General features: G+C 62.7%; 14 protein-coding genes. 6 read left to right on the top strand and 8 right to left on the bottom strand.

The annotated features are described in order from the left end of the window. Positions 1-104 precede the first annotated feature (104 nt). Complete coding sequence (locus AC0CMF_RS11835) at positions 105-1,124, top strand: TIM44-like domain-containing protein (RefSeq protein WP_374629697.1); 1,020 nt, start codon at positions 105-107, stop codon at positions 1,122-1,124. A gap of 472 nt (positions 1,125-1,596) precedes the next feature. Next, positions 1,597-3,360, top strand: a complete 1,764-nt coding sequence (locus AC0CMF_RS11830) for a methyl-accepting chemotaxis protein (protein WP_374629698.1) — start codon at positions 1,597-1,599, stop codon at positions 3,358-3,360. 59 nt (positions 3,361-3,419) lie between these two features. Here AC0CMF_RS11830 and AC0CMF_RS11825 read toward each other — a convergent pair whose 3' ends face one another. Together AC0CMF_RS11825 and AC0CMF_RS11820 are read right to left on the bottom strand one after the other, a co-directional pair. Continuing rightward, a complete protein-coding gene (locus AC0CMF_RS11825) occupies positions 3,420-4,562 on the bottom strand; it encodes an endonuclease/exonuclease/phosphatase (protein ID WP_186391097.1) in 1,143 nt (380 codons plus the stop codon). 103 nt (positions 4,563-4,665) lie between these two features. Continuing rightward, on the bottom strand, positions 4,666-5,439 hold the full coding sequence (locus AC0CMF_RS11820; RefSeq protein WP_374629699.1) for a HugZ family pyridoxamine 5'-phosphate oxidase: 774 nt from the start codon (positions 5,437-5,439) through the stop codon (positions 4,666-4,668). A 227-nt stretch (positions 5,440-5,666) separates the two neighbouring features. Here AC0CMF_RS11820 and AC0CMF_RS11815 point away from each other — a divergent pair, with 227 nt between their 5' ends. Together AC0CMF_RS11815 and AC0CMF_RS11810 are read left to right on the top strand one after the other, a co-directional pair. Beyond that, a complete protein-coding gene (locus AC0CMF_RS11815) occupies positions 5,667-6,194 on the top strand; it encodes a BA14K family protein (protein WP_050474262.1) in 528 nt (175 codons plus the stop codon). Between the two features lie 266 nt (positions 6,195-6,460). After that, positions 6,461-7,099, top strand: a complete 639-nt coding sequence (locus AC0CMF_RS11810; RefSeq protein WP_374629700.1) for a LysE family translocator — start codon at positions 6,461-6,463, stop codon at positions 7,097-7,099. A 21-nt stretch (positions 7,100-7,120) separates the two neighbouring features. Here the strand turns inward: AC0CMF_RS11810 and AC0CMF_RS11805 are convergent, their stop codons facing one another. Continuing rightward, a complete protein-coding gene (locus AC0CMF_RS11805; RefSeq protein WP_374629701.1) occupies positions 7,121-8,191 on the bottom strand; it encodes a DUF2336 domain-containing protein in 1,071 nt (356 codons plus the stop codon). Positions 8,192-9,065: 874 nt separating this feature from the next. After that, the gene (locus AC0CMF_RS11800; protein WP_094463232.1) at positions 9,066-9,668 is read right to left on the bottom strand and encodes an FMN-dependent NADH-azoreductase; all 603 of its coding nucleotides are present in this window, start codon (positions 9,666-9,668) and stop codon (positions 9,066-9,068) included. A 266-nt stretch (positions 9,669-9,934) separates the two neighbouring features. Between AC0CMF_RS11800 and AC0CMF_RS11795 the strand changes: the two genes are divergently transcribed. Further along, positions 9,935-10,255 (top strand): hypothetical protein, encoded by a 321-nt coding sequence (locus tag AC0CMF_RS11795; protein ID WP_374629702.1) that lies wholly within the window; start codon positions 9,935-9,937, stop codon positions 10,253-10,255. 56 nt (positions 10,256-10,311) lie between these two features. Here the strand turns inward: AC0CMF_RS11795 and metH are convergent, their stop codons facing one another. The 4 genes from metH to AC0CMF_RS11775 form a co-directional block, all read right to left on the bottom strand. Further along, entirely contained in the window at positions 10,312-14,040 is a 3,729-nt protein-coding gene (metH, locus tag AC0CMF_RS11790; protein ID WP_374629703.1) for a methionine synthase, read from the bottom strand. A 445-nt stretch (positions 14,041-14,485) separates the two neighbouring features. Then, a complete protein-coding gene (gene metF, locus AC0CMF_RS11785; protein WP_374629704.1) occupies positions 14,486-15,400 on the bottom strand; it encodes a methylenetetrahydrofolate reductase [NAD(P)H] in 915 nt (304 codons plus the stop codon). Between the two features lies 1 nt (position 15,401). Continuing rightward, the gene (locus tag AC0CMF_RS11780) at positions 15,402-16,415 is read right to left on the bottom strand and encodes an ArsR/SmtB family transcription factor (RefSeq protein WP_058900728.1); all 1,014 of its coding nucleotides are present in this window, start codon (positions 16,413-16,415) and stop codon (positions 15,402-15,404) included. A gap of 329 nt (positions 16,416-16,744) precedes the next feature. Next, complete coding sequence (locus tag AC0CMF_RS11775; protein WP_050474268.1) at positions 16,745-17,830, bottom strand: DUF2336 domain-containing protein; 1,086 nt, start codon at positions 17,828-17,830, stop codon at positions 16,745-16,747. A gap of 396 nt (positions 17,831-18,226) precedes the next feature. Between AC0CMF_RS11775 and AC0CMF_RS11770 the strand changes: the two genes are divergently transcribed. Continuing rightward, a complete protein-coding gene (locus AC0CMF_RS11770; RefSeq protein WP_094463230.1) occupies positions 18,227-19,150 on the top strand; it encodes a LysR substrate-binding domain-containing protein in 924 nt (307 codons plus the stop codon). The last annotated feature ends 7 nt before the right edge of the window (positions 19,151-19,157 follow it).

Here is a 19,157-nt window from a genome sequence, read left to right as displayed (position 1 = left end):
GCATAAGCCACACACGCAATAGTCATTTGCACTGGTAATACGGCCGCCATACTCCCATATGACGAGGGTTATTCTCGACCTAAGCCTATTGGAGGAAATGCCTGATGCCTGCTGCCGCCCGCCGGATGCGCAAGACGACAGCCGCCCTTGCCCTTGGAATCGCGACGCTTTTTGCCGCCGTTGAATATGCCGAAGCCCGCCGGGCCGGCAGCAGCGGCTTCGGCAGCCGTGGCAACCGCACCTATTCCGCCCCCGCCCCGACCAACACCGCCCCCGGCACCGCCGCCCCCATGCAGCGCACCATGACGCCGCAGCCTGCACAGGGCCAGCAGGCGGCACCGGCCGCAGCCGCACGGCAGCAGCAAGCAGCCCAGCCCTCACGCGGGCTTTTCGGCGGCATGGGCGGCGCGCTGCTCGGCGGCCTGCTCATGGGCGGCCTCTTCGGCATGCTGTTTGGCGGCGGGCTGGGTGGCTTTGCCGGTTTCCTCGGCCTGATCCTGCAGGTTGCCCTCATCGGCTTCATCGCGGTCATGGTGATGCGTTTCCTTGGCGCACGGCGTCAGCAGCCGGCAACTGCTGCAGCGGGTGGCGCACGCCCGGACCTGCGCACCAGCGCAGGCGGCAATGCGGGCAACCCCTTCAGCTTCGGCGGCAATGGCGGCGGCAACGCCAGCCCGGCAGCAGCCGCACCGGTGCAGGCTCCTGTCATGGACACGCCGCTTGAGCTGGAAGCTGCCGATTTCGACCGCTTCGAACAGATGCTGGCCGAGGTGCAGGAAGCCTATGGCCGCGAGGACTATGCCGCCCTGCGCCGTCTGGCGACGCCGGAGGCCATGTCCTTCCTCGCCGAAGAACTGGGTGAACTCGCCTCCTCCGGCAAGCGCAACAGCGTTTCGGATGTGAAGCTGCTGCAGGGCGATCTTTCGGAAGCCTGGAGCGAGGGCAACGACGACTATGCAACGGTCGCCATGCGCTTCTCCGCCCTCGACGCCATCCTCGACCGCAACTCCGGCACTGTGCTCTCGGGCAGCCTGGAAGAGCCGCAGGAAAGCACCGAACTGTGGACCTTCCGCCGCCAGAATGGCGGGGAATGGGTGCTCGCCGCCATTCAGGGCACCGACTAACACCAAGGCTCTGAGATGCTGACGCATCACGCCTTGAAAATGCTCAAACGCCGCACGGGCCTGACCAAACCTCGATGAGCCAAGCTCATTGAGATTTGGTCTAACACCCCGCAGCTGACCCAACTGTCTCGAAGAAGCCGCCCCGCACCGGGCGGCTTTTTTTTTGTGATCCCCCCTCTCCAGAAACGTCTACCGCCCCACTACACTTCGTCACCATGGCGCTGATTTGCATTTTACATAAGCAAAACTACTCAATTGGCATCAATATCGATATTTCATAGCGTAATTTTTGACAATGAAACCTTGGGTAAGCAGAAATATTTCCGAAAACAAAACGCAACCAAAGGTTATTTTTATATTTTTGTTAATTCACTAACCGAAATATCAGGGCACACCAAATAATGACGCAGAGTCAGATACACAACCTGACCGATTGACGAACTGAAGCCGTTTCGCAGCACAGGATTTAAAGATGACATCCTCGCGTTCCCACATCAGCCGCTTCCGTTCAATCGCGGCAAAAATTTTATCCCTCGTCGCATTCCTCGGCGCAATGATGATCCTCATTGCCGCGACAGGCATTCTGCAGATGCAGAAAATCGGCGGAGAACTGACTGAAATTGCAGAGGAGACTATTCCGCTGACGGTCAATGTCACCAATGTCACTCTGCATCAGATGGAACAGGCGCTGCTGCTCGAACGGCTTCTCAGAGCGGCCGGCCTGGCGGCCTCCGACGCCACCGGCACGGTTTCAAATCTCACGGCAAGCCTGACGAAGCTGGCTGAAACCGTCCAGAAAGAGATCCTTGAGGCAGAAGATCTGGCTCAGCACGGCATAAAGCTCGCGACGACAGCCGAGAACCGGCGCAAATACGAAACCGTTCTCGAACAGCTGAAGCGCATCGAAAAGGAACATGAGACTTACGACGATCACATCGGGGAAGTGGTCGCCCAGATCAGCGCCGGCGACCTCGGCAAGGCCTCGGCATTGGCCGTGGAAATTGAACGCGAACAGCACGCCTTGAACGCGGAGCTGGCGGCACTGACGGCAGATCTCAACAGTTTCACAGAAGCATCCGCGCGCGAAGCCAAGGAGCATGAGTTGCACGGGCTGAGGCTCATGGCGATTGTGTCCCTCATCGCCATAGCTGCAGGCACTGCTATAGCGCTGCTGATTTCCATCTTCGGGATCAGCCGCCCGCTGCGCAATGTCGTCCACGCCCTCAACCGCCTGGCACAGGATGATACAAGCGTCCAGCTCAAGGTGCGCAGCCGCGACGAAATCGGCGCACTGGCCGTTGCCTTCGAAGCCTTCCGCGAGAAAACCATCGAGATCAAGCGTCTGCAGGCCCAGGCAAAGGAGGAGGAGGAGCGCATCGAGCAGGAAAAGCGCGACGCGACACTTCGCCTTGCGGATAACCTGGAGGCGACGGTCAAGGGCGTCTCGGACAGCATCGCCACTGCCGTGAAGGAGCTGGAAGCCACCGCACAGATGATGGCCAGAAACGCCAACGACACATCCTCCACGGCCAACACGGTGGCGGCTGCAGCAGAAGAATCGAGCCGCGGCGTGCAGACGGTTGCTTCCGCTGCCGAAGAACTCGCCGCCTCCATCGGCGAGATCAGCCGCCAGGTGACAGCTGCTCTGGGAGCAGCCGGCACCACCACCGAGAACGCGCGCAGTTCCAGCGAAACGGTTGGCGTATTGGCTGCCTCCGCACGCAGGATCGACGATGTGGTGAAGCTCATCAACGACATCGCCGCCCAGACCAACCTGCTCGCCCTCAACGCCACCATCGAGGCCGCACGGGCCGGAGAGGCAGGCAGGGGCTTTGCCGTGGTTGCCGGCGAAGTGAAGGCACTCGCCACTCAGACCGGACAGGCGACCGAAGACATCAGTCGCCAGGTCGGCGAAATGCAATCCGGCGCCTCCCTCACCTCCTCCGCCATCGAGGCGGTGGTGACTGCCATCAGCCAGATCAACGGCCAGATTTCGGCCATCGCATCGGCCATCGAGGAGCAGAATGCGGTGACCTCCGAAATCGCCCGCAATGTGCACGAAGTGGCACAGGGCAGCGATGAAATCACCCGCAGCATCGGCGCCGTCCGGGAAAGCGCAATGGATTCAAGCTCCGGCGCCCGTCAGGTTCTGTCCACCGTGGGCGTACTGTCCGAACAGTCCCGGAACCTGCAGAACGAGCTCGGCACTTTCCTGCGGAACATCCGGGCGGCCTGACGGACCTCGGCAGGGCTTCAGTGGCAAGCGGGGCAGCCGCAAGGCTGCCCCGTCAAGTTTCAGGCTGGAGCCCGCCGGTCGAAATGCATCGAGACCGGCTTGTGATCGCTTGTCATGGCAAAGGCTGGCCGCGTTCCCGTGATGGCGTGATGGACGTCATGCTCCACCAGCCCTCCCCCCTGCCGCGCCCGGAAGCTGTTTGCCGTTACCTGCCGGTTGCCGGTGAAGGTCTGGCTGAACAGGATGTGATCCAGCAGGATCCGCGGGCTGCGGCCGGGATCCAGCCTGTCGCGGAAGAAAACCGACCAGCGTTCCTCCTCCGGCGCGTCAAACAGGGCGTGGTTGAGGAAGCGGCGGGCAAAGAAGATTTCGCCCTGCAGCGTGCTGATCAGGTCGTGATAGAGAAACCGGCGCTCGATCCGCTCCTTGCCCGGCCCGTCATTCAGATCGCCCAGCACGATCAGCGGCGCGCTTGCATCTGCGGCAAAGCGGGCATCGATATAGTGCCGGACATCCGTGCACTCAGTCGTGATCTTGACGCGGGAGTTGATCAGGTCAGCCACAAGCCCCGGATTGTTGTCGAAGAAGGCGGCATCCGTCACGTCCCCCCTGCCGGAAGTGCGGGTGATCTTGCTCTTGAGATGACAGCCGATGAATTCGATGCTCACCCCATCCACATTGGCCAGCAGCACCTGCGGATGGCGCCAGTGGCTGTGATTGCGGGTGATGCGGAACAGGAGCTGGCCATCCCGGAATTCCGGAAAGGCGACATCCCAGCTTCCAGCCCTGTGTTCTCCGCCGGAATTGGCCTCGGTCAGGCGCTTCCACTGGTCCAGATGAAGCAGTGAACCGGAAAGGGCGGGAATGTCCCGCAGTAGGAACCAGATCCACTGGCGGCCGGTCACCGCATCCGTGCCCTGCATGCCATAGGTCCTGCGGTCATCCGAGCCGCGCGTGACAAGCTTGTAGCCGGGCGCCGCCCTCTCGAAAAAGCGCTTCGCCCGGTCCTCTCCATTCGGTCCCTCGCTGATCATCAGCACATCGGCCGCAAGGGCGGTGATCTCGTCGCGCACTGCGGCAAGGCGGGCCTCGGCCTTCTCCCGGACACCGTCTGAGGCGGCCTCCAGATCATCGAGCAGCTTGTCCGCATGCTCGATGTTCCAGCACGTCACCTTGAAACTCTGGATCCTGTTGTCTGTCATAAGCACCTCCCTTGCCCTAACGGAAAGCAATTTAGGCGGGAATTGCAACACTTACGCAACAGTCATTTCAGGTTTCAGAAGGTCTCACAGCCATGGCAGGCCTTCAGGCCGGCGCCTTCGCCCGCGCCGCTTTGGCAAGCTCCACCAGCTTCTCACGCAGGGCCTTGGGCTCCGTCAGCGGTGTGTCGAACCACAGGCGGCAGGCACGGTCACCGGCCGCAAGATCGAGCCCCTCGGGATCAAGGCCCGTCAGGCGCCAGTTCGCCTTGGGCTGACCGCACAGAACCTGCGCATAAAGGGCAAGCGCATCCGCGTGGTCCTCATTCATGTGGGCGACGGCACCCGCCTCCCATCCGGACAGCGGCGCACAGAGATCCGCCGGCAGCACGAGATCTGCTGCACTCAGCGCATAGGCCTTGCCGAAGCCGCCGTTGAGGCTGGCCCGTGCCACTTCCAGCCGGAAGAAGCTCATGTCCGGGAAGTCCACGTAAAGCCCGGCCTTCGGATGGCGGGCGAGATGGCGGCGGCGGGCCTCATCATGATCCGGCGAGCCGCGTTCGATCTCCCGCGCCACGGCCATCACCGTCATGCGCGGATGGGCCAGCGGATCGCCCTTGCCGGGCTCTCCCACAAGCAGCGAGCAGCGGCTGTCTGCCTGCATGGCCGGTTTGTGAGCCGCGAGCTTTGAGGCCAGCACGACCGGCGTTCCATCCATGGCTGCAACAGGTGTGACCCGCGAGACCAGCGGATGGCCGGTCTCCACCTCCAGAACACCGAGGGCGGCGTGACGGGCGAGGCGCAGCAGTGAGCGGGCCTGACGGCGCACCTCATCACCCACCTCTTGAAGAAGAGCTTTTTCCTTTCCGGCTTCAGTCACCAGAGTTCTCCGAACAGCAATCTCCCTCCCCGCCATTCTATCCGCCCGGCCGTCAAAAGACAGCCCCGGCCCTTCCGTAAAGCTGCCGCTGCAGCCGTCGCCAACATGAATGGCAGATGAACGGGCATCTCAGAGTGCATTCAGTCCCCCCATGGCAAATTGGCACCATCGGAACACAGAGGAACGGGCCACACGGATCGAGCCCCCTCACGCGAAGGAGACGGAAGATGAACACCCTGACCAAGCGCATTCTGACTGCCGCCCTTTCGGCCAGTCTGCTGGCGCCGCTGGCAACCGGCGCGCAAGCGGGCGGCTGGGGTGACCGGCACGGCGGCTGGGGCCATGGCCGCGGCTTCGAGCGCGGATATGACCGCGGCTACGACCGGGGCTGGGAAGACCGCAACCGGGTTGAGCGGGGTCGGCACGAGGAGCGCGGCCGCAAGCGCAACAACACGGACGCAGCCCTTGCTGCCGGTGTGATCGGCCTTGCCGCCGGAGCCATCCTTCTGGGCACCATGAGCGGCGGCGCCAGCGCCTCCACGCCTCCCCCGGCCTATTACCCGCCGGCTCATGCTCCCATTCCGGCTCCTGGCCCGGTCTATGGCGCACCGGTCTATGGTGCACCTCAGGCATCGCCCGGCTATCTGCCGTGGAGCCCGGCCTGGTACGACTACTGCAGCTCGCGCTACCGCAGCTTCAATCCGCGCACGGGCACCTTCACGACCCATGGCGGCGAGCAGCGCTTCTGCCAGTAATACCAAGGCTTTCGATGCTGACGCATCGCGCCTTGAAGTTGCTCAGGCGCCGCACGGGCTTGACCGGCTCTTGATGAGTCAAGCTCATCGAGAGCCGGTATAACACGGACCGTCAGTCCAATCCCCAGAGGGAGCCCACACTGCGGGCTCCCTTTCTTTTTTCTGTCAGACGCCGTCAGCCCCACAATCCCACTTGCAAAGTGCCCTGCGCCGTGGCTGGCTTCTCCCGCTGGCGGAAGCCGGGCATGTTTCGGAAGGATTGTGGAATGACGATTGAACTCTACATCGCCTATGTGGCGGCCACTCTCGTTGTGCTCGCCATTCCCGGGCCAACCATCCTGCTGGTGATCAGCTACGCCCTGTCGCATGGCCGCAAATCGACCGGGGCCTGCGTCCTGGGTGTCGCCCTGGGAGATGCAACAGCGGCCACCGCCTCGCTGCTGGGCCTCGGCGCTGTTCTGGCTGCGTCTGCAACGGCCTTCACGGTGCTGAAATGGGCCGGAGCGCTCTATCTGCTGTGGCTCGGCATCAAGATGTGGCGGCAGCCGCCGTTCATTCCTGCAACGGACCAGATTGACATGGCAGCACCCGCCATGGAGCCGCGCAAGATCTTCTGGAACACCTATGTGGTGACGAGCCTCAATCCGAAGGGCATCGCCTTCTTCATCGCCTTCCTGCCCCATTTCATCGCCCCTGCCGCCCCTGTGGCGCCGCAGCTGGTGCTGATGGGCGTGACCTTCGTGGTGCTGGGCGCCTTGAACGCGGGCGTTTATGCGCTCGCCGCCTCTGCCCTGCGCAAGCAGATCCGTAAGCCCTCGCTGATGAAAGCCCTCAACCGGCTTGGCGGTTCCCTGCTGATTGGCGCTGCAGCCATGACGGCCGCCCTGCGCCGGGCTGCAGCCTGATCTGAGGCGTCACGTCCCTCGTCAGGATGCCTTTTTCGCGCGCTCCCGGATCACGGCGAGCGCGCGCATCGCTTCAGCCCTCTGCATGCGGCCATAGCGCAGGAAGGCATCGTTGATCTCCTGACCGCTCATCTTCAGCCGCTGGGCCCGCAGCTTGACGATGTTCTTGTAGGCATTGTCCGTCACCCCGTTGGCGCGGCACAGGATGATCAGCGGTGCGTCATCCGTGTTGAAGACCACCCGGGCCACCATCGCCGTGGGCAGTTCGCTTACCTCCGCCAGCAGATGGGCAAGGTCCACAGGACGGTCCGTCTTGGAAAACTGGTTGACCGCATCGTCAATCGGGCGGCGGCGGGCCTTCACGTCGTCAATCAGCATCTTCGCGCGCGACTGGGCGCTGCCCAGATCACGCACCTGAGCCTGCACCTCCTGCGCGGCCCGCTCCGCCAGGATCTGCACCAGCGTTCCATCTCCCCCCAGATCAAGGATACGCTTCTTCAGCTCCTCGGAGAGGTAGGGCACGAGATTGCGGGCGCCCTCGGCCGGAAGATCCTCGCGGCCGATCAGCGCTTCCTGGATCATCGGATCATGCCGGGCCTTTTCCAAGAGCATTTCAAAGGCATTGGCGGTGAACCGGGCCTGCTCGTTGCCGGCGACCGTTGCCAGAACCTCGGTGTTTCCCCGGCTTACGATGACACTTGTCACCGCCTCGTTCAGGGGCCGCCGGTCTGCGATGACGCCCAGATGATCCATGCTGCCAGTCTCGGCAAGGGACACAAGATCATCGGTGGTCAAAACCGGTGAACCGGCCAGAACCGGCGCCGCAACGTTAATCCGGTCTGCTGCAAGCGACATGATCAAGTCACGCGGGGCGGCCTCGGCCTCGCAGATGCGCACGGCCAGCGCCATGCGGGCTTCTTCCTCAAGCTTGCCGATCACCTTGAGCACGATATCGCCGAACAGCAGGCTGATATGGTCGACCTGATCGGATGCGGCGGTCATGAACATGTCCGTCACCGCATCGACGAGCGCACGCCGGCCTTCCGGGGTGTTATCCCTCGCAAGTTCCGCCAGCCTGCCGAGATTTTGCATTTTTGCCCGCCCAAAGCATGCATCAGATCAAGAAACTACATTTTGCAGAACTTGTTACCTTTTTATTAAGGTGATGATAATTCTTACAAATAGATTTTCAACCACAAATATTTATCTTGCCGCACCTGTGTCTCGATAAATCGGCCCTGCACCCTTGCCAAACACAGCGCCAGCGCTCCCCAGCGCCATGCACAGCCTATAGGCAGGACTACGGTCCCGGCGGAAATCCCTGTCAGACAAGAACTGCCATTCATGCGCTCAATCAACGGCTTACATCTTTGCATCAGAGAAATTACGCAACGGCTTTTGCAGTGCAGCACATTTTCTGCTTTGCGCAGGCGGCCACCTTGCCTACATTAATGAACGTGCAGGAAAGGACATCGGGAGGCAAAACAATGTCGATTGTCCGCAATCTTGACGTGATAGCAGTCTGTGCAGCTTTCGTCTTCCTGGGCGCCATTGTGATCGGCGCACTGTAGGAGACTTGGAGGACTGCAGATCTGATGCTGGCTGGGTAGAAGATATGCATCAGATGGAAATCCGGCAGGCCGGAGCAACCGGCAGCCGCGCTGGAAAAGCGTAACCAGAAAATATCAGGGATCCAGTTGGAGCGCCCGCAGGATGATGATCCGGCGGGCGTTTTATATCAAGGCGCCGAGACGCTGACGCAGCGCAGCTTGAAGGTGCTCAAGCGCCGCACGGGCTTGACCACCTCCCGATGACGCAGGCTCATCGGGAGCGGGTATCCTGTCAGGACCTCCGGATGCCTGAACAGCAAACCGGCCGCCCGGATCATAGGCGCGGCCCAGAAACAACACAGCCGCCCTTTCGGGCGGCTGCGGAACTCTGCCTTGGGCTAAAGTTTTGCCTGAACTCAGGCGGCCTTGGCGACGAGAGCGTCGATGGCTTCGTTCGCGGCCTTGATGCTGCCCTCAGCGTCCATGGCCAGCTTGTCGGCAGCCACGACTTCCACATCGGTGATGCCGAGGAAGCCGAAGACGTGACGCAGATAGGTGGTGGCATAGTCATAGGACGAGCCGACCGGGGTGCCGCCGGAAGCTGCAACGATATAGGCCTTCTTGCCCTTCAGCAGGCCTTCCGGACCGGCTTCGGTGTACTGGAAGGTTTCGCGGGCGCGGGCCACCAGATCGATCCAGGACTTCAGCGAGGCCGGAATGCCGAAATTGTAGACCGGAGCGGCGATGACGATCACGTCAGCAGCCTTCAGTTCGGCAACGAGGCTGTCGGACAGGGCGAGCTTCGCCTTCTGCGCATCGGTGCGGGCTGCCGGGTCGGTGAAGTTGGCGCCGATCCACTCTTCGTCGACCAGCGGGAAACCGGCGGCCACGTCGCGGGTCACGGTCTTGGAGCCAGCGATCTTGGCAGCGAGGCCGTTCACCAGCTTTTCGGTGAGGTCACGGGTTGCAGACCCTGCCTTGCGGGCGGAAGCGTCAATCTTGAGAATGGTCTTGGACATGAATGCTCTCCTTGGAGATGAAGTGCCTGGGAGGTGAGGCACCTGTTGTTCGTGGCCCTACACATAAACCCGCACCCCTAGGAGAACTAGGTCACCGCAGGTGAACAGTGTGTTCGTTCCTTCCGGAAAACACGTTGTCTGAAGGCGCTGGGACACTAGCATGCGTGCAGGCAACAGCGTTTCACCAACTCGAACAGCCATTTTCACACCTTTTTCCCCGTTGCGTCCCAGTCTTTGCCAGTCACCCTCTGACAAGGAGTCATTTCATGAACATCATCTGGGGCGTCGTGAACGCCGACGGCACCATCGCATCCGGCAGCGGCGGCGCCGGGGATTACGAATTCGCAGTCATCAACGAAGGGCCGGGGATCTATCAGATCTCGTTCAACGGCAACTTCGAAGGCGTGCCGGCCATCACCGGCTCGCAGGTCATGTACGGCAGCATGAGCCAGAGCCCGCTCGACAACGTGGTATTCCCCTACCTCACGGCCGCCAGCGCCATAGCCATCACCGGCGCCTCGAATGGCGCACCGCAAAACCGCAGCTTCTCCTTCATCGCCATGGGCGAGTCGTCCAGCGGCCGCTGAAACAACGCGAGGGGCAGGCAGCAGAATGGTGCCGCCTGCCTCTCAGATGCCGTGCCTCACTCTGCCGCAGCGCGGCGGCGGGGGTCGTAGTTGAGGATCGGAGCAAGCCAGCGCTCCGCATAGGCGAGGTCCCAGCCCTTGCGCTGCGCGTAGTCTTCCACCTGATCGTGCTCGATCTTGCCGACGCCGAAGTAGTGGCTGTCCGGGTGGCTGAAGTAGAGGCCGGAGACCGACGACCCCGGCCACATGGCATAGCTTTCCGTCAGGTTGATGCCGGTCGCCTCTTCCGCGCCGAGCAGATCGAACAGGGTGCGCTTTTCGGTGTGGTCCGGCTGGGCCGGATAGCCCGGCGCCGGGCGGATGCCCTGATACTTCTCCTCGATCAGCTCCTCGTTGCTGAGGGTCTCATCCGCCGCATAGCCCCACAGATCCTTGCGCACGATCTGGTGCAGCTTTTCGGCAAAGGCTTCCGCGAGACGGTCGGCCAGCGCCTGGCTGAGGATCTTGTTGTAGTCATCCCCCGCCTTCGCATAGCGGGCGGCAAGATCATCCTCGCCGTGACCGGTGGTGACGGCAAAGCCGCCCACCCAGTCGGCAATGCCGGAGCCTTCCGGCGCCACGAAGTCGGACAGGGCCACATTCGCCCGCCCGCCTGCGGTGCGGGCCATCTGCTGGCGCAGGGTGTAGAAGGTGGCGACCGGGCTCGTGCGGTCTTCGCTGCCGAAGAGCAGGATGTCATCGCCCCGCGCCTGCGCAGGCCACAGGCCCGCAACGCCGCGAGCCGTCAGCAGCTTCCCTTCCACGATCTCGTCCAGCATGCGCCGGGCATCATCGTAAAGCGCCTTGGCTGCCGGGCCGTAGCGGTTGTCGGTCAGCACCGCCGGATAGCGGCCCTTGATCTCCCAGGTGGAGAAGAAGGGCGTCCAGTCGATCACCGGCACCAGTTCTTCCAGCGGGAAGTTGTCGAAGCGGGTGATGCCGGGCTTGCGCGGCGCCTGCGGCTTGCAGGTGAAGTCGCAGGTGAAGGCATTGGCACGGGCATCAACGATGGACACGCGCGCGCCGGAACCGCGTGCATTCGCATGCGCCTCGGCAATCTCCACATATTCCTTGCGGACCTCAGCGTAATAGGGATCACGCTGGCCTTCGCTCATCAGGCGCGAGGCGACGCCCACGGCACGACCGGCATCGGTCACGTAGATCGCCTGTCCCCGGGCATAGTTCGGGTGGATCTTCACCGCCGTATGAATACGGCTCGTGGTCGCTCCGCCGATCAGCAGCGGCACATCCAGCCCCTCGCGCTCCAGCTCGGCGGCCACGTGGCACATTTCGTCCAGAGACGGGGTGATGAGGCCGGACAGGCCGATGATGTCCACCTTCTCCGCCTTGGCCGTCTCCAGGATCTTCGTGGCAGGCACCATGACGCCAAGGTCGATCACCTCGAAATTGTTGCACTGGAGCACGACGCCGACGATGTTCTTGCCGATGTCATGCACATCGCCCTTCACCGTCGCCATCAGGATCTTGCCCGCAGAGGACGAGCCCTCGAGGCCGGAGAGGCGCTTTTCCTCTTCCATGAAGGGCATCAGATAGGCCACGGCCTTCTTCATCACGCGGGCAGACTTCACCACCTGCGGCAGGAACATCTTGCCCGCACCGAAGAGGTCGCCCACCACATTCATGCCGTCCATCAGTGGCCCTTCGATCACATGGAGCGGACGCTCCACCGTCTGGCGGGCAGCTTCCGTATCCTCAACCACGTAGTCGTCGATGCCGTTGACCAGCGCATGTTCCAGCCGCTTGGCCACGGGCCACTCGCGCCAGCTGAGATCAGCTTCCTTCTTCTTGCCGCCCTCGCCTTTCCAGCGCTCGGCTGCTTCCAGCATGCGGTCGGTCGCTTCCGGCGAGCGGTTGAGCACCACATCCTCGCACAGGTCCCGCAGTTCCTTGTCGAGGTCGTCATAGATGGCGAGCTGGCCGGCATTGACGATGCCCATGTCCATGCCGCGCTTGATCGCATGGTAGAGGAACACCGAATGCATCGCCTCGCGCACGCCCTCGTTGCCGCGGAAGGAGAAGGAGAGGTTCGACACGCCGCCCGACACATGGGCGTGGGGCAGGTTCTCGCGGATCCAGCCCGTCGCCTCGATGAAATCGACGCCATAGTTGTTGTGCTCCTCGATGCCGGTGGCCACCGCGAAGATGTTCGGATCGAAGATGATGTCTTCCGGCGCAAAACCGGCCTTTTCGGTCAGCACCTTGTAGGAGCGGGCGCAGATTTCCGTCTTGCGCTCGAAGGTGTCGGCCTGGCCCTTCTCGTCAAAGGCCATCACCACGACGGCCGCGCCATAACGGCGGACGAGCTTGGCCTGCGCCAGAAACGCCTCCTCGCCTTCCTTCAGCGAGATGGAGTTGACGATGGGCTTGCCCTGCACGCATTTGAGGCCTGCCTCGATGACGGTCCACTTGGAGCTGTCGATCATCACCGGTACGCGAGCGATATCCGGCTCGGCAGCGATGAGGTTGAGGAAGGTGACCATGGCGGCTTCCGAATCCAGAAGCCCCTCGTCCATGTTCACGTCGATGATCTGCGCGCCGCTTTCCACCTGCTGGCGGGCCACATCCAGCGCTGCCGAATAGTCGCCTTCCTTCACCAGCTTGCGGAAGCGGGCAGAGCCGGTGACGTTGGTGCGCTCGCCGACGTTGACGAAGTTGATTTCCGGCGTCAGCACGAAGGGCTCCAGACCGGACAGGCGCATCAGGCGCGGCACATCGGGCAGCACGCGCGGTGCCTTGTCGGCCACGGCTTCAGCAATGGCGCGGATATGCGCCGGTGTCGTGCCGCAGCAGCCGCCGACGATATTGACGAGGCCGGAAGCGGCAAACTCGCCCACGAGCCCCGCCATATGCTCCGGGCTCTCGTCATATTCGCCGAATTCGTTGGGCAGGCCCGCGTTCGGATAGGCACAGACCAGCGTATCGGAAATACGGGCAAGATCCGCCACATGGGCGCGCATTTCCTTGGCACCCAGCGCACAGTTGAGGCCGATGGAGAAGGGCTGCGAGTGGCGGACGGAATACCAGAAGGCTTCCGCCGTCTGGCCGGACAGGGTGCGGCCGGAAAGATCGGTGATCGTGCCGGAGATCATCACCGGCAGGCGGACGCCCTTTTCCTCGAACACCTCGTCAATGGCAAAGAGCGCGGCCTTGGCATTGAGCGTGTCGAAGATGGTCTCGACCAGCATGATGTCTGCGCCGCCCTCGATGAGGCCGCGTGCGGCCTCGGCATAGGCCTTGCGCAGGTCGTCGAAGCTCACGGCACGGTAGCCGGGATTGTTCACATCCGGCGAGATGGAGGCGGTGCGGTTGGTCGGGCCGATGGCACCGGCCACGAAGCGCGGGCGCGACGGGTCTTTGGCGGTCACCAGATCGCAGGCCTCGCGGGCAAGGCGGGCGCTCTCGAAATTCAGCTCATAGGCCAGCGCCTCCATGCCGTAATCGGCCTGGGCGATGGTGGTGGAAGAGAAGGTGTTGGTTTCAACGATATCCGCCCCGGCCTCCAGATAGGCCACATGGATGGCGCGGATATCATCCGGGCGCGTCAGGCTCAGAAGATCGTTGTTGCCCTTGAGGTCCTGCGGCCAATCGGCAAAGCGGCTGCCCCGGAAGGCCGCCTCATCCAGCTTCAGCGTCTGGATCTCCGTACCCATGGCGCCATCCAGCACAAGAATGCGCTTGGCGGCGGCAGCGTGGAGGCGGTCGAAAACGTCAGACTTCTTCAGCATGGATGTGATCCGGTTCCTGTCACACAAAAGGTCCGCCACGCGGACCTGAAGATCATTCCCGTCCGGCGCAGACCTTCCGCTCCGCGCCTGACATGTTCGAGAGTGCCCTTCCCGGCAAGCGGTCAGGCACATGTTCGAGGTCTACTACATGCACACATCCCGTCTGAAACCGTTAAGGTCATGGCGGAGGGTGGCAGTTTCGTTTCGATATCCCGGCGTCTCAGCCCCCCTCCCCCTGGTGGGGAGGGGTGAGGGGCGGGGGGAGAACCTCTCCTCTCGGCACGAAGTTTGAAGATCTCCGCCGCCCCCTCACAAGACTGGTTAGGAAACCTGAGCCCCAGACACTTTCAGGCTCAGAGCCCCCCACCCCTTACCCCTCCCCACCAGGGGGAGGGGAGCGGAGAGACCTCAATACAAAGCAAATGCCTCACTGCGGGCCATGCCCTCACGCCACCTGGCGCGCGGTCTCGCCCTGCCCCAGCCCCAGCATGTGGCAGAGGGCAAAGGTCAGCTCGGCCCGGTTCATGGTGTAGAAGTGGAAGTCGCTGATGCCGCGGTCGACGAGATCCATCACCTGCTCATAGGCAACGGCGGCGCCGACGAGCTTGCGGGTTTCAGCGTCATCATCAAGGCCGGCAAAGCGCCGGGAAAGCCAGTCCGGAATGGTGGTTCCACAGCCCGACGAAAACTTCACCACCTGATCGAAGTTCAGGATCGGCAGGATGCCCGGCACCACCGGAATGGAGAGGCCCGCCTTGGCGATGCGCTCCAGATAGGCTTCGAACAGATTGTTGTCGAAGAAATACTGGGTGATGACGCGGCTCGCGCCAGCATCGATCTTGCGCTTCAGGTTGTCGATCTCGACCTGCCAATCCGTGCTTTCGGGATGGCGTTCCGGATAGCCCGAGACGGAAATCTCGAAATCACCGATGGCCTTGATCCCGGCCACCAGATCACTGGCATAGGCATAGCCGCCCTCACGCGGCACATAAGCCGTGCCGACACCCTCCTGCGGATCGCCGCGCAGGGCCACGATGTGGCGTACGCCGAGGTCCCAGTAATCCTGCACCACCGCGTCCACATCCGCGCGGGATGCCCCGACGCAGGTGAGATGGGCTGCCGGAAGCATCGGCGTTTCCTTGAGGATGCGCTCCACCGTGCGGTGGGTCCGCTCACGGGTGGAGCCGCCCGCGCCATAGGTGACCGATACGAAGGAAGGCGACAGGGTCTCAAGCTTCTGGATGGTCGACCACAGGGTCGCTTCCATCTTGTCCGTCTTCGGCGGGAAGAACTCGAAGGACACCTTGACCGGTGCGCTCTCGCTGCTGTGCGAACGGCGGGCGTCGGTGGAAGTGGACATGTTACGCAACCTCGCGGGTTAGATCGGCGAGCGGCAGGTCCGTCACGACCCTCGGGTCGCGCGCCAGCCACAGGGTGACAGTCAGTGCTGAGTGATTGCCTGCAGATGCAGGCACAAGATCGGTGACGTCTTCCACGTCGAGCCCAAGCCCCTGCAGCCAGCGGCCCATCTGCTCGCGGGAGAAGCCGAGACGGCGGTGGGCATGCTCCTCGCGCAGGAACTCAAGCTCATGCGGGGCAAAATCGACGATCATCAACCGCCCGCCGGGGCGCAGCGCACGGGCAGCCTCCGCCAGGGCACGGGCCGGATCGTCCAGGAAATGCAGCACCTGGTGCACCGCCACCACATCAAAGGAAGCCGGCGGCACATTGAGGGCGTAGATATCGCCATGGCGCACCTGCGCCTGTGTCAGCCCCTGCCCTGCCAGATTGGCGCGGGCGACGGCCAGCATGTCATGCGAGGCATCGACGCCCAGCGCCGTGGTGTAAAGCGGGGCAAACAGCTCGAGCAGACGGCCGGTGCCGGTGCCAAGGTCAAGGAAAGACTGGAACGGCTTGTTGCCCAGCGCCCGGAGCATCGCTGCTTCCACATCGCGCTCGGCCACATGCAGCGAGCGCTCCTGATCCCACACCTGCGCCTTGGCCGCGAAATAGGCCGCCGCCTCTTCCGCCTTGGCCTTGCGCAGGCCGTCAAAGCGGGCCGCATCGGCTTCCAGCACATCATCGGAAGGCGTGAGCCGGGCGACAAGATCACGGGCCAGATCCCCGGCAGCGTCTTCCGCCAGCCGGTAGAACACCCAGGAACCTTCCGGATAGCGACGCACGAGGCCTGCCTCTGCCAACAGTTTCAGATGCCGGGAGATGCGCGGCTGGCTCTGGCCGAGAATTGCCGTCGCATCCTTCACCGTCAGCTCGCTGCGGGCAAGCAGCGCCAGAAGCCGCAGACGGCTCGGCTCACCGGCCGCCCGCAGGCCCGACAACAGGTCTTCGATGGAGAGATGCTGATCGCCGCTCATGCCGTCCACACCATACCGCCGCAACCGGCGCTTCTTCATATAAAGATATCTTTATACCACGCCAGACGTACGTGCAAGCCCTGAGGCGCCTCATGTTCCGGCACAAGGTGAAGAAAGGCTTCATGTGAGGGATAAAATGAAGCACCGGACTCAGAGCATCAGCCGCCCCGGCCAAGTGATTCTGGCGACTCGTTATTCTGCCCCGCAAACGGCTTGATGCGGGCACGGGTCACGTCCGTGCTCAAGCTTTGGCTCTTCCGCCAAATCCTTGAAAAAAGGCCCGGATCTCTTTCGAGCCGGGCCAGGTCAGCTTGAGGCGCTGTAGAAACTCAGTCTGCAGGAAGATCGGACCGCAGGGCAAAGCGCTGACGGGCGTCCTCAACCCGCATGGCGTCGAAGCGCGCCAGCGCCTGCGCGCGGGCCTGAACCGTGAGCCGGTGGCGCCAGGGGCCGACCTTCAGCAGGGTCGCCACCGTCAGTGACGACAGATTGTTGGCCTTGGCCACGATGAGGAAAGGCTCCACGTCAAGGCGGACCATCCAGTTGCTGGCCTCGGTGACGCTGACCTTGGTCAGGGAGGCGAAAGCCACCACCGCTTCGGCAAACCGGTCATCGGCTGCCAGCCAGCGCAGGCTGCTCTCGTTGAGGCGCCCGTCGCGCATCAGGGTCAGCACCCGGGTGCGCGCCGCTTCAAAGTCGTAACGGCTCAGCCAGTAGTCATTCGACATGCGCTGTTCGGCAATGCGGGCGGCCTGCGGCAGCTGCTCCGCATCGGCCAGCGCACCGGCAATCACCAGCTTCTGCCGGACGGATTCGGTGGCCACTTCCACCAGCCGGGCGATATGCGCATCGGCAAGATCGCGGCGCTCGCTCAGCGCCAGCTGCAGGGCATGGTCCTCAGCCGCAGCATCCAGCAGCCCCTCGAACCCTTCCAGCGAGAACGCGGCCCCCGGGTTGGCGGCGACACGGCGCTTGACGCGGATGTCACCGCGGCGGACCAGAACGTCGGTGACTTCCTCGGACAGAACTTCACGCTGGGCGATGGCAAGGCGGTGGGCATTGCTGTTGACATCGGCAATCCCGGCGAGTTCGGGATCCTTCAGCACACTGGAACGGCGCAGCAGAGTTTCGGCGACTTCGATCTCATCGCCAGCCAGCTGGCGGATGGTGCGCTCGGGGCCCCGGCGAAGTTCGGCCAGCCGCTCGGCCACGAAGCGCCGGACCTCCACTTCCACCATGTTCACCAGCCGCAACAGGACCGAGTCATATATGTCGACCTGTTCGTCGGAGCATTTGTCTGAGGTCAGAGAGAAGAGTACGGCAACATGACGGGCGAGTTCCGCCTTCCGGTCTGCGCTGGCTTCGGACGATAGTCCGCCAAAATTCACAAGCTCCGTCTGCAACGCTTCTGTCATCTCTCAACCCACATTCGAGGACACGCCAGCACTCTAATAGCGATTCTTGAAGATAAGAGTAACGCCAAAACGTATTCTCTAAGTATGTTTTACCAACTATCGTTTAAAATTTTAATCAACTCATTTTTCTTTGTTACTTCAACAATTTGAAGCTCAAGAGAACCAAAGCCACCCGATCACACCAGCCTGCGAAGCTTGCGCGAAGCTTGCCAAACGGGGCACCGGAGGGAAATTACGTAGCGTAATTTATTGATCAAATAAAAAAATGGGCGGCCCCAAAAGAACCGCCCAGTCTGGCACCAGTAGCTGGAAACTACTCACAGAGCCATGCTGGCGGAAATCGGACATCAGGTCCAATAGGATTGATTCGGCTTTTAAATAAGATAAACTGATCACATGATCTCACTCCGCCAGCTTCGCTATCTCGACGCCCTCGCCACCCACCTGCATTTCCGCAAGGCGGCGGAGGCTGTCGCCGTCACACAGCCTGCCCTGTCCATGCAGATCAAGGAGCTGGAGGAAAGCCTGGGCGTCATGCTGGTCGAGCGGCGCTCCGGCCTTGCCCGGCTGACGCCGGAGGGCGAGGAAGTGGTCAGGCGCGGGCGGCGCATCCTCGCCGATGTGCGCGATCTGATGGACTACGCCCGCCACCGGGGCCAGCCGCTCACCGGGCCGCTGCGTCTTGGCATCATCCCTTCGATCGCGCCCTATCTTCTGCCCCGCGTCCTGCCCAAGCTGCAGAGCGGCCATCCGGACCTGCGGCTGACCCTGCGCGAAACCCTGACGGACGTGCTGGTGCAGGAATTGATGGCCGGAGAACTGGACGCCATCATCGCCGCGCTGCCCCTCGGCCAGCCGGAACTGACCACCCTGCCCCTCTTTGAAGACCGCTTCCTTCTGGCGGTGCATAACACGCCCGATCTCGACGAGCGGCGGCGGATCGGCATTGACGAGATCCGCCAGGAGGAACTGCTGCTGCTGGAGGAAGGGCATTGCCTGCGCGACCAGGCGCTCAACTACTGCCAGATCGTCACCTCGGGCCGCCGGTCCTCTCTGGGGGCGACCAGCCTTGCCACGGTGATGCAGATGGTCGCCGCCGGTTATGGCGTCACCCTGCTGCCGGAAATCTGCGCCGATGTGGAGGTGCGCGACGACCGCGTTGCCCTGCTGCGCTTTCAGGATCCCCAGCCTGCCCGCATGGTGGGCCTTGCCTGGCGGCGCACATCCCCGCGGCGGAAGGATTTCGAGATCCTGCGGGATACACTGGCGGTCACACTCAGCGGGCTTGGCGTGGCTGCAACGCCGCTGGAAATTAGCTAGGGCACTC

The sequence above is a fragment of the Pannonibacter sp. CBAS1226 genome (assembly GCF_055685825.1).
The sequence above is the reverse complement of the archived record's forward strand: the minus strand, read 5'-3'. Positions and strand labels throughout refer to the sequence as shown.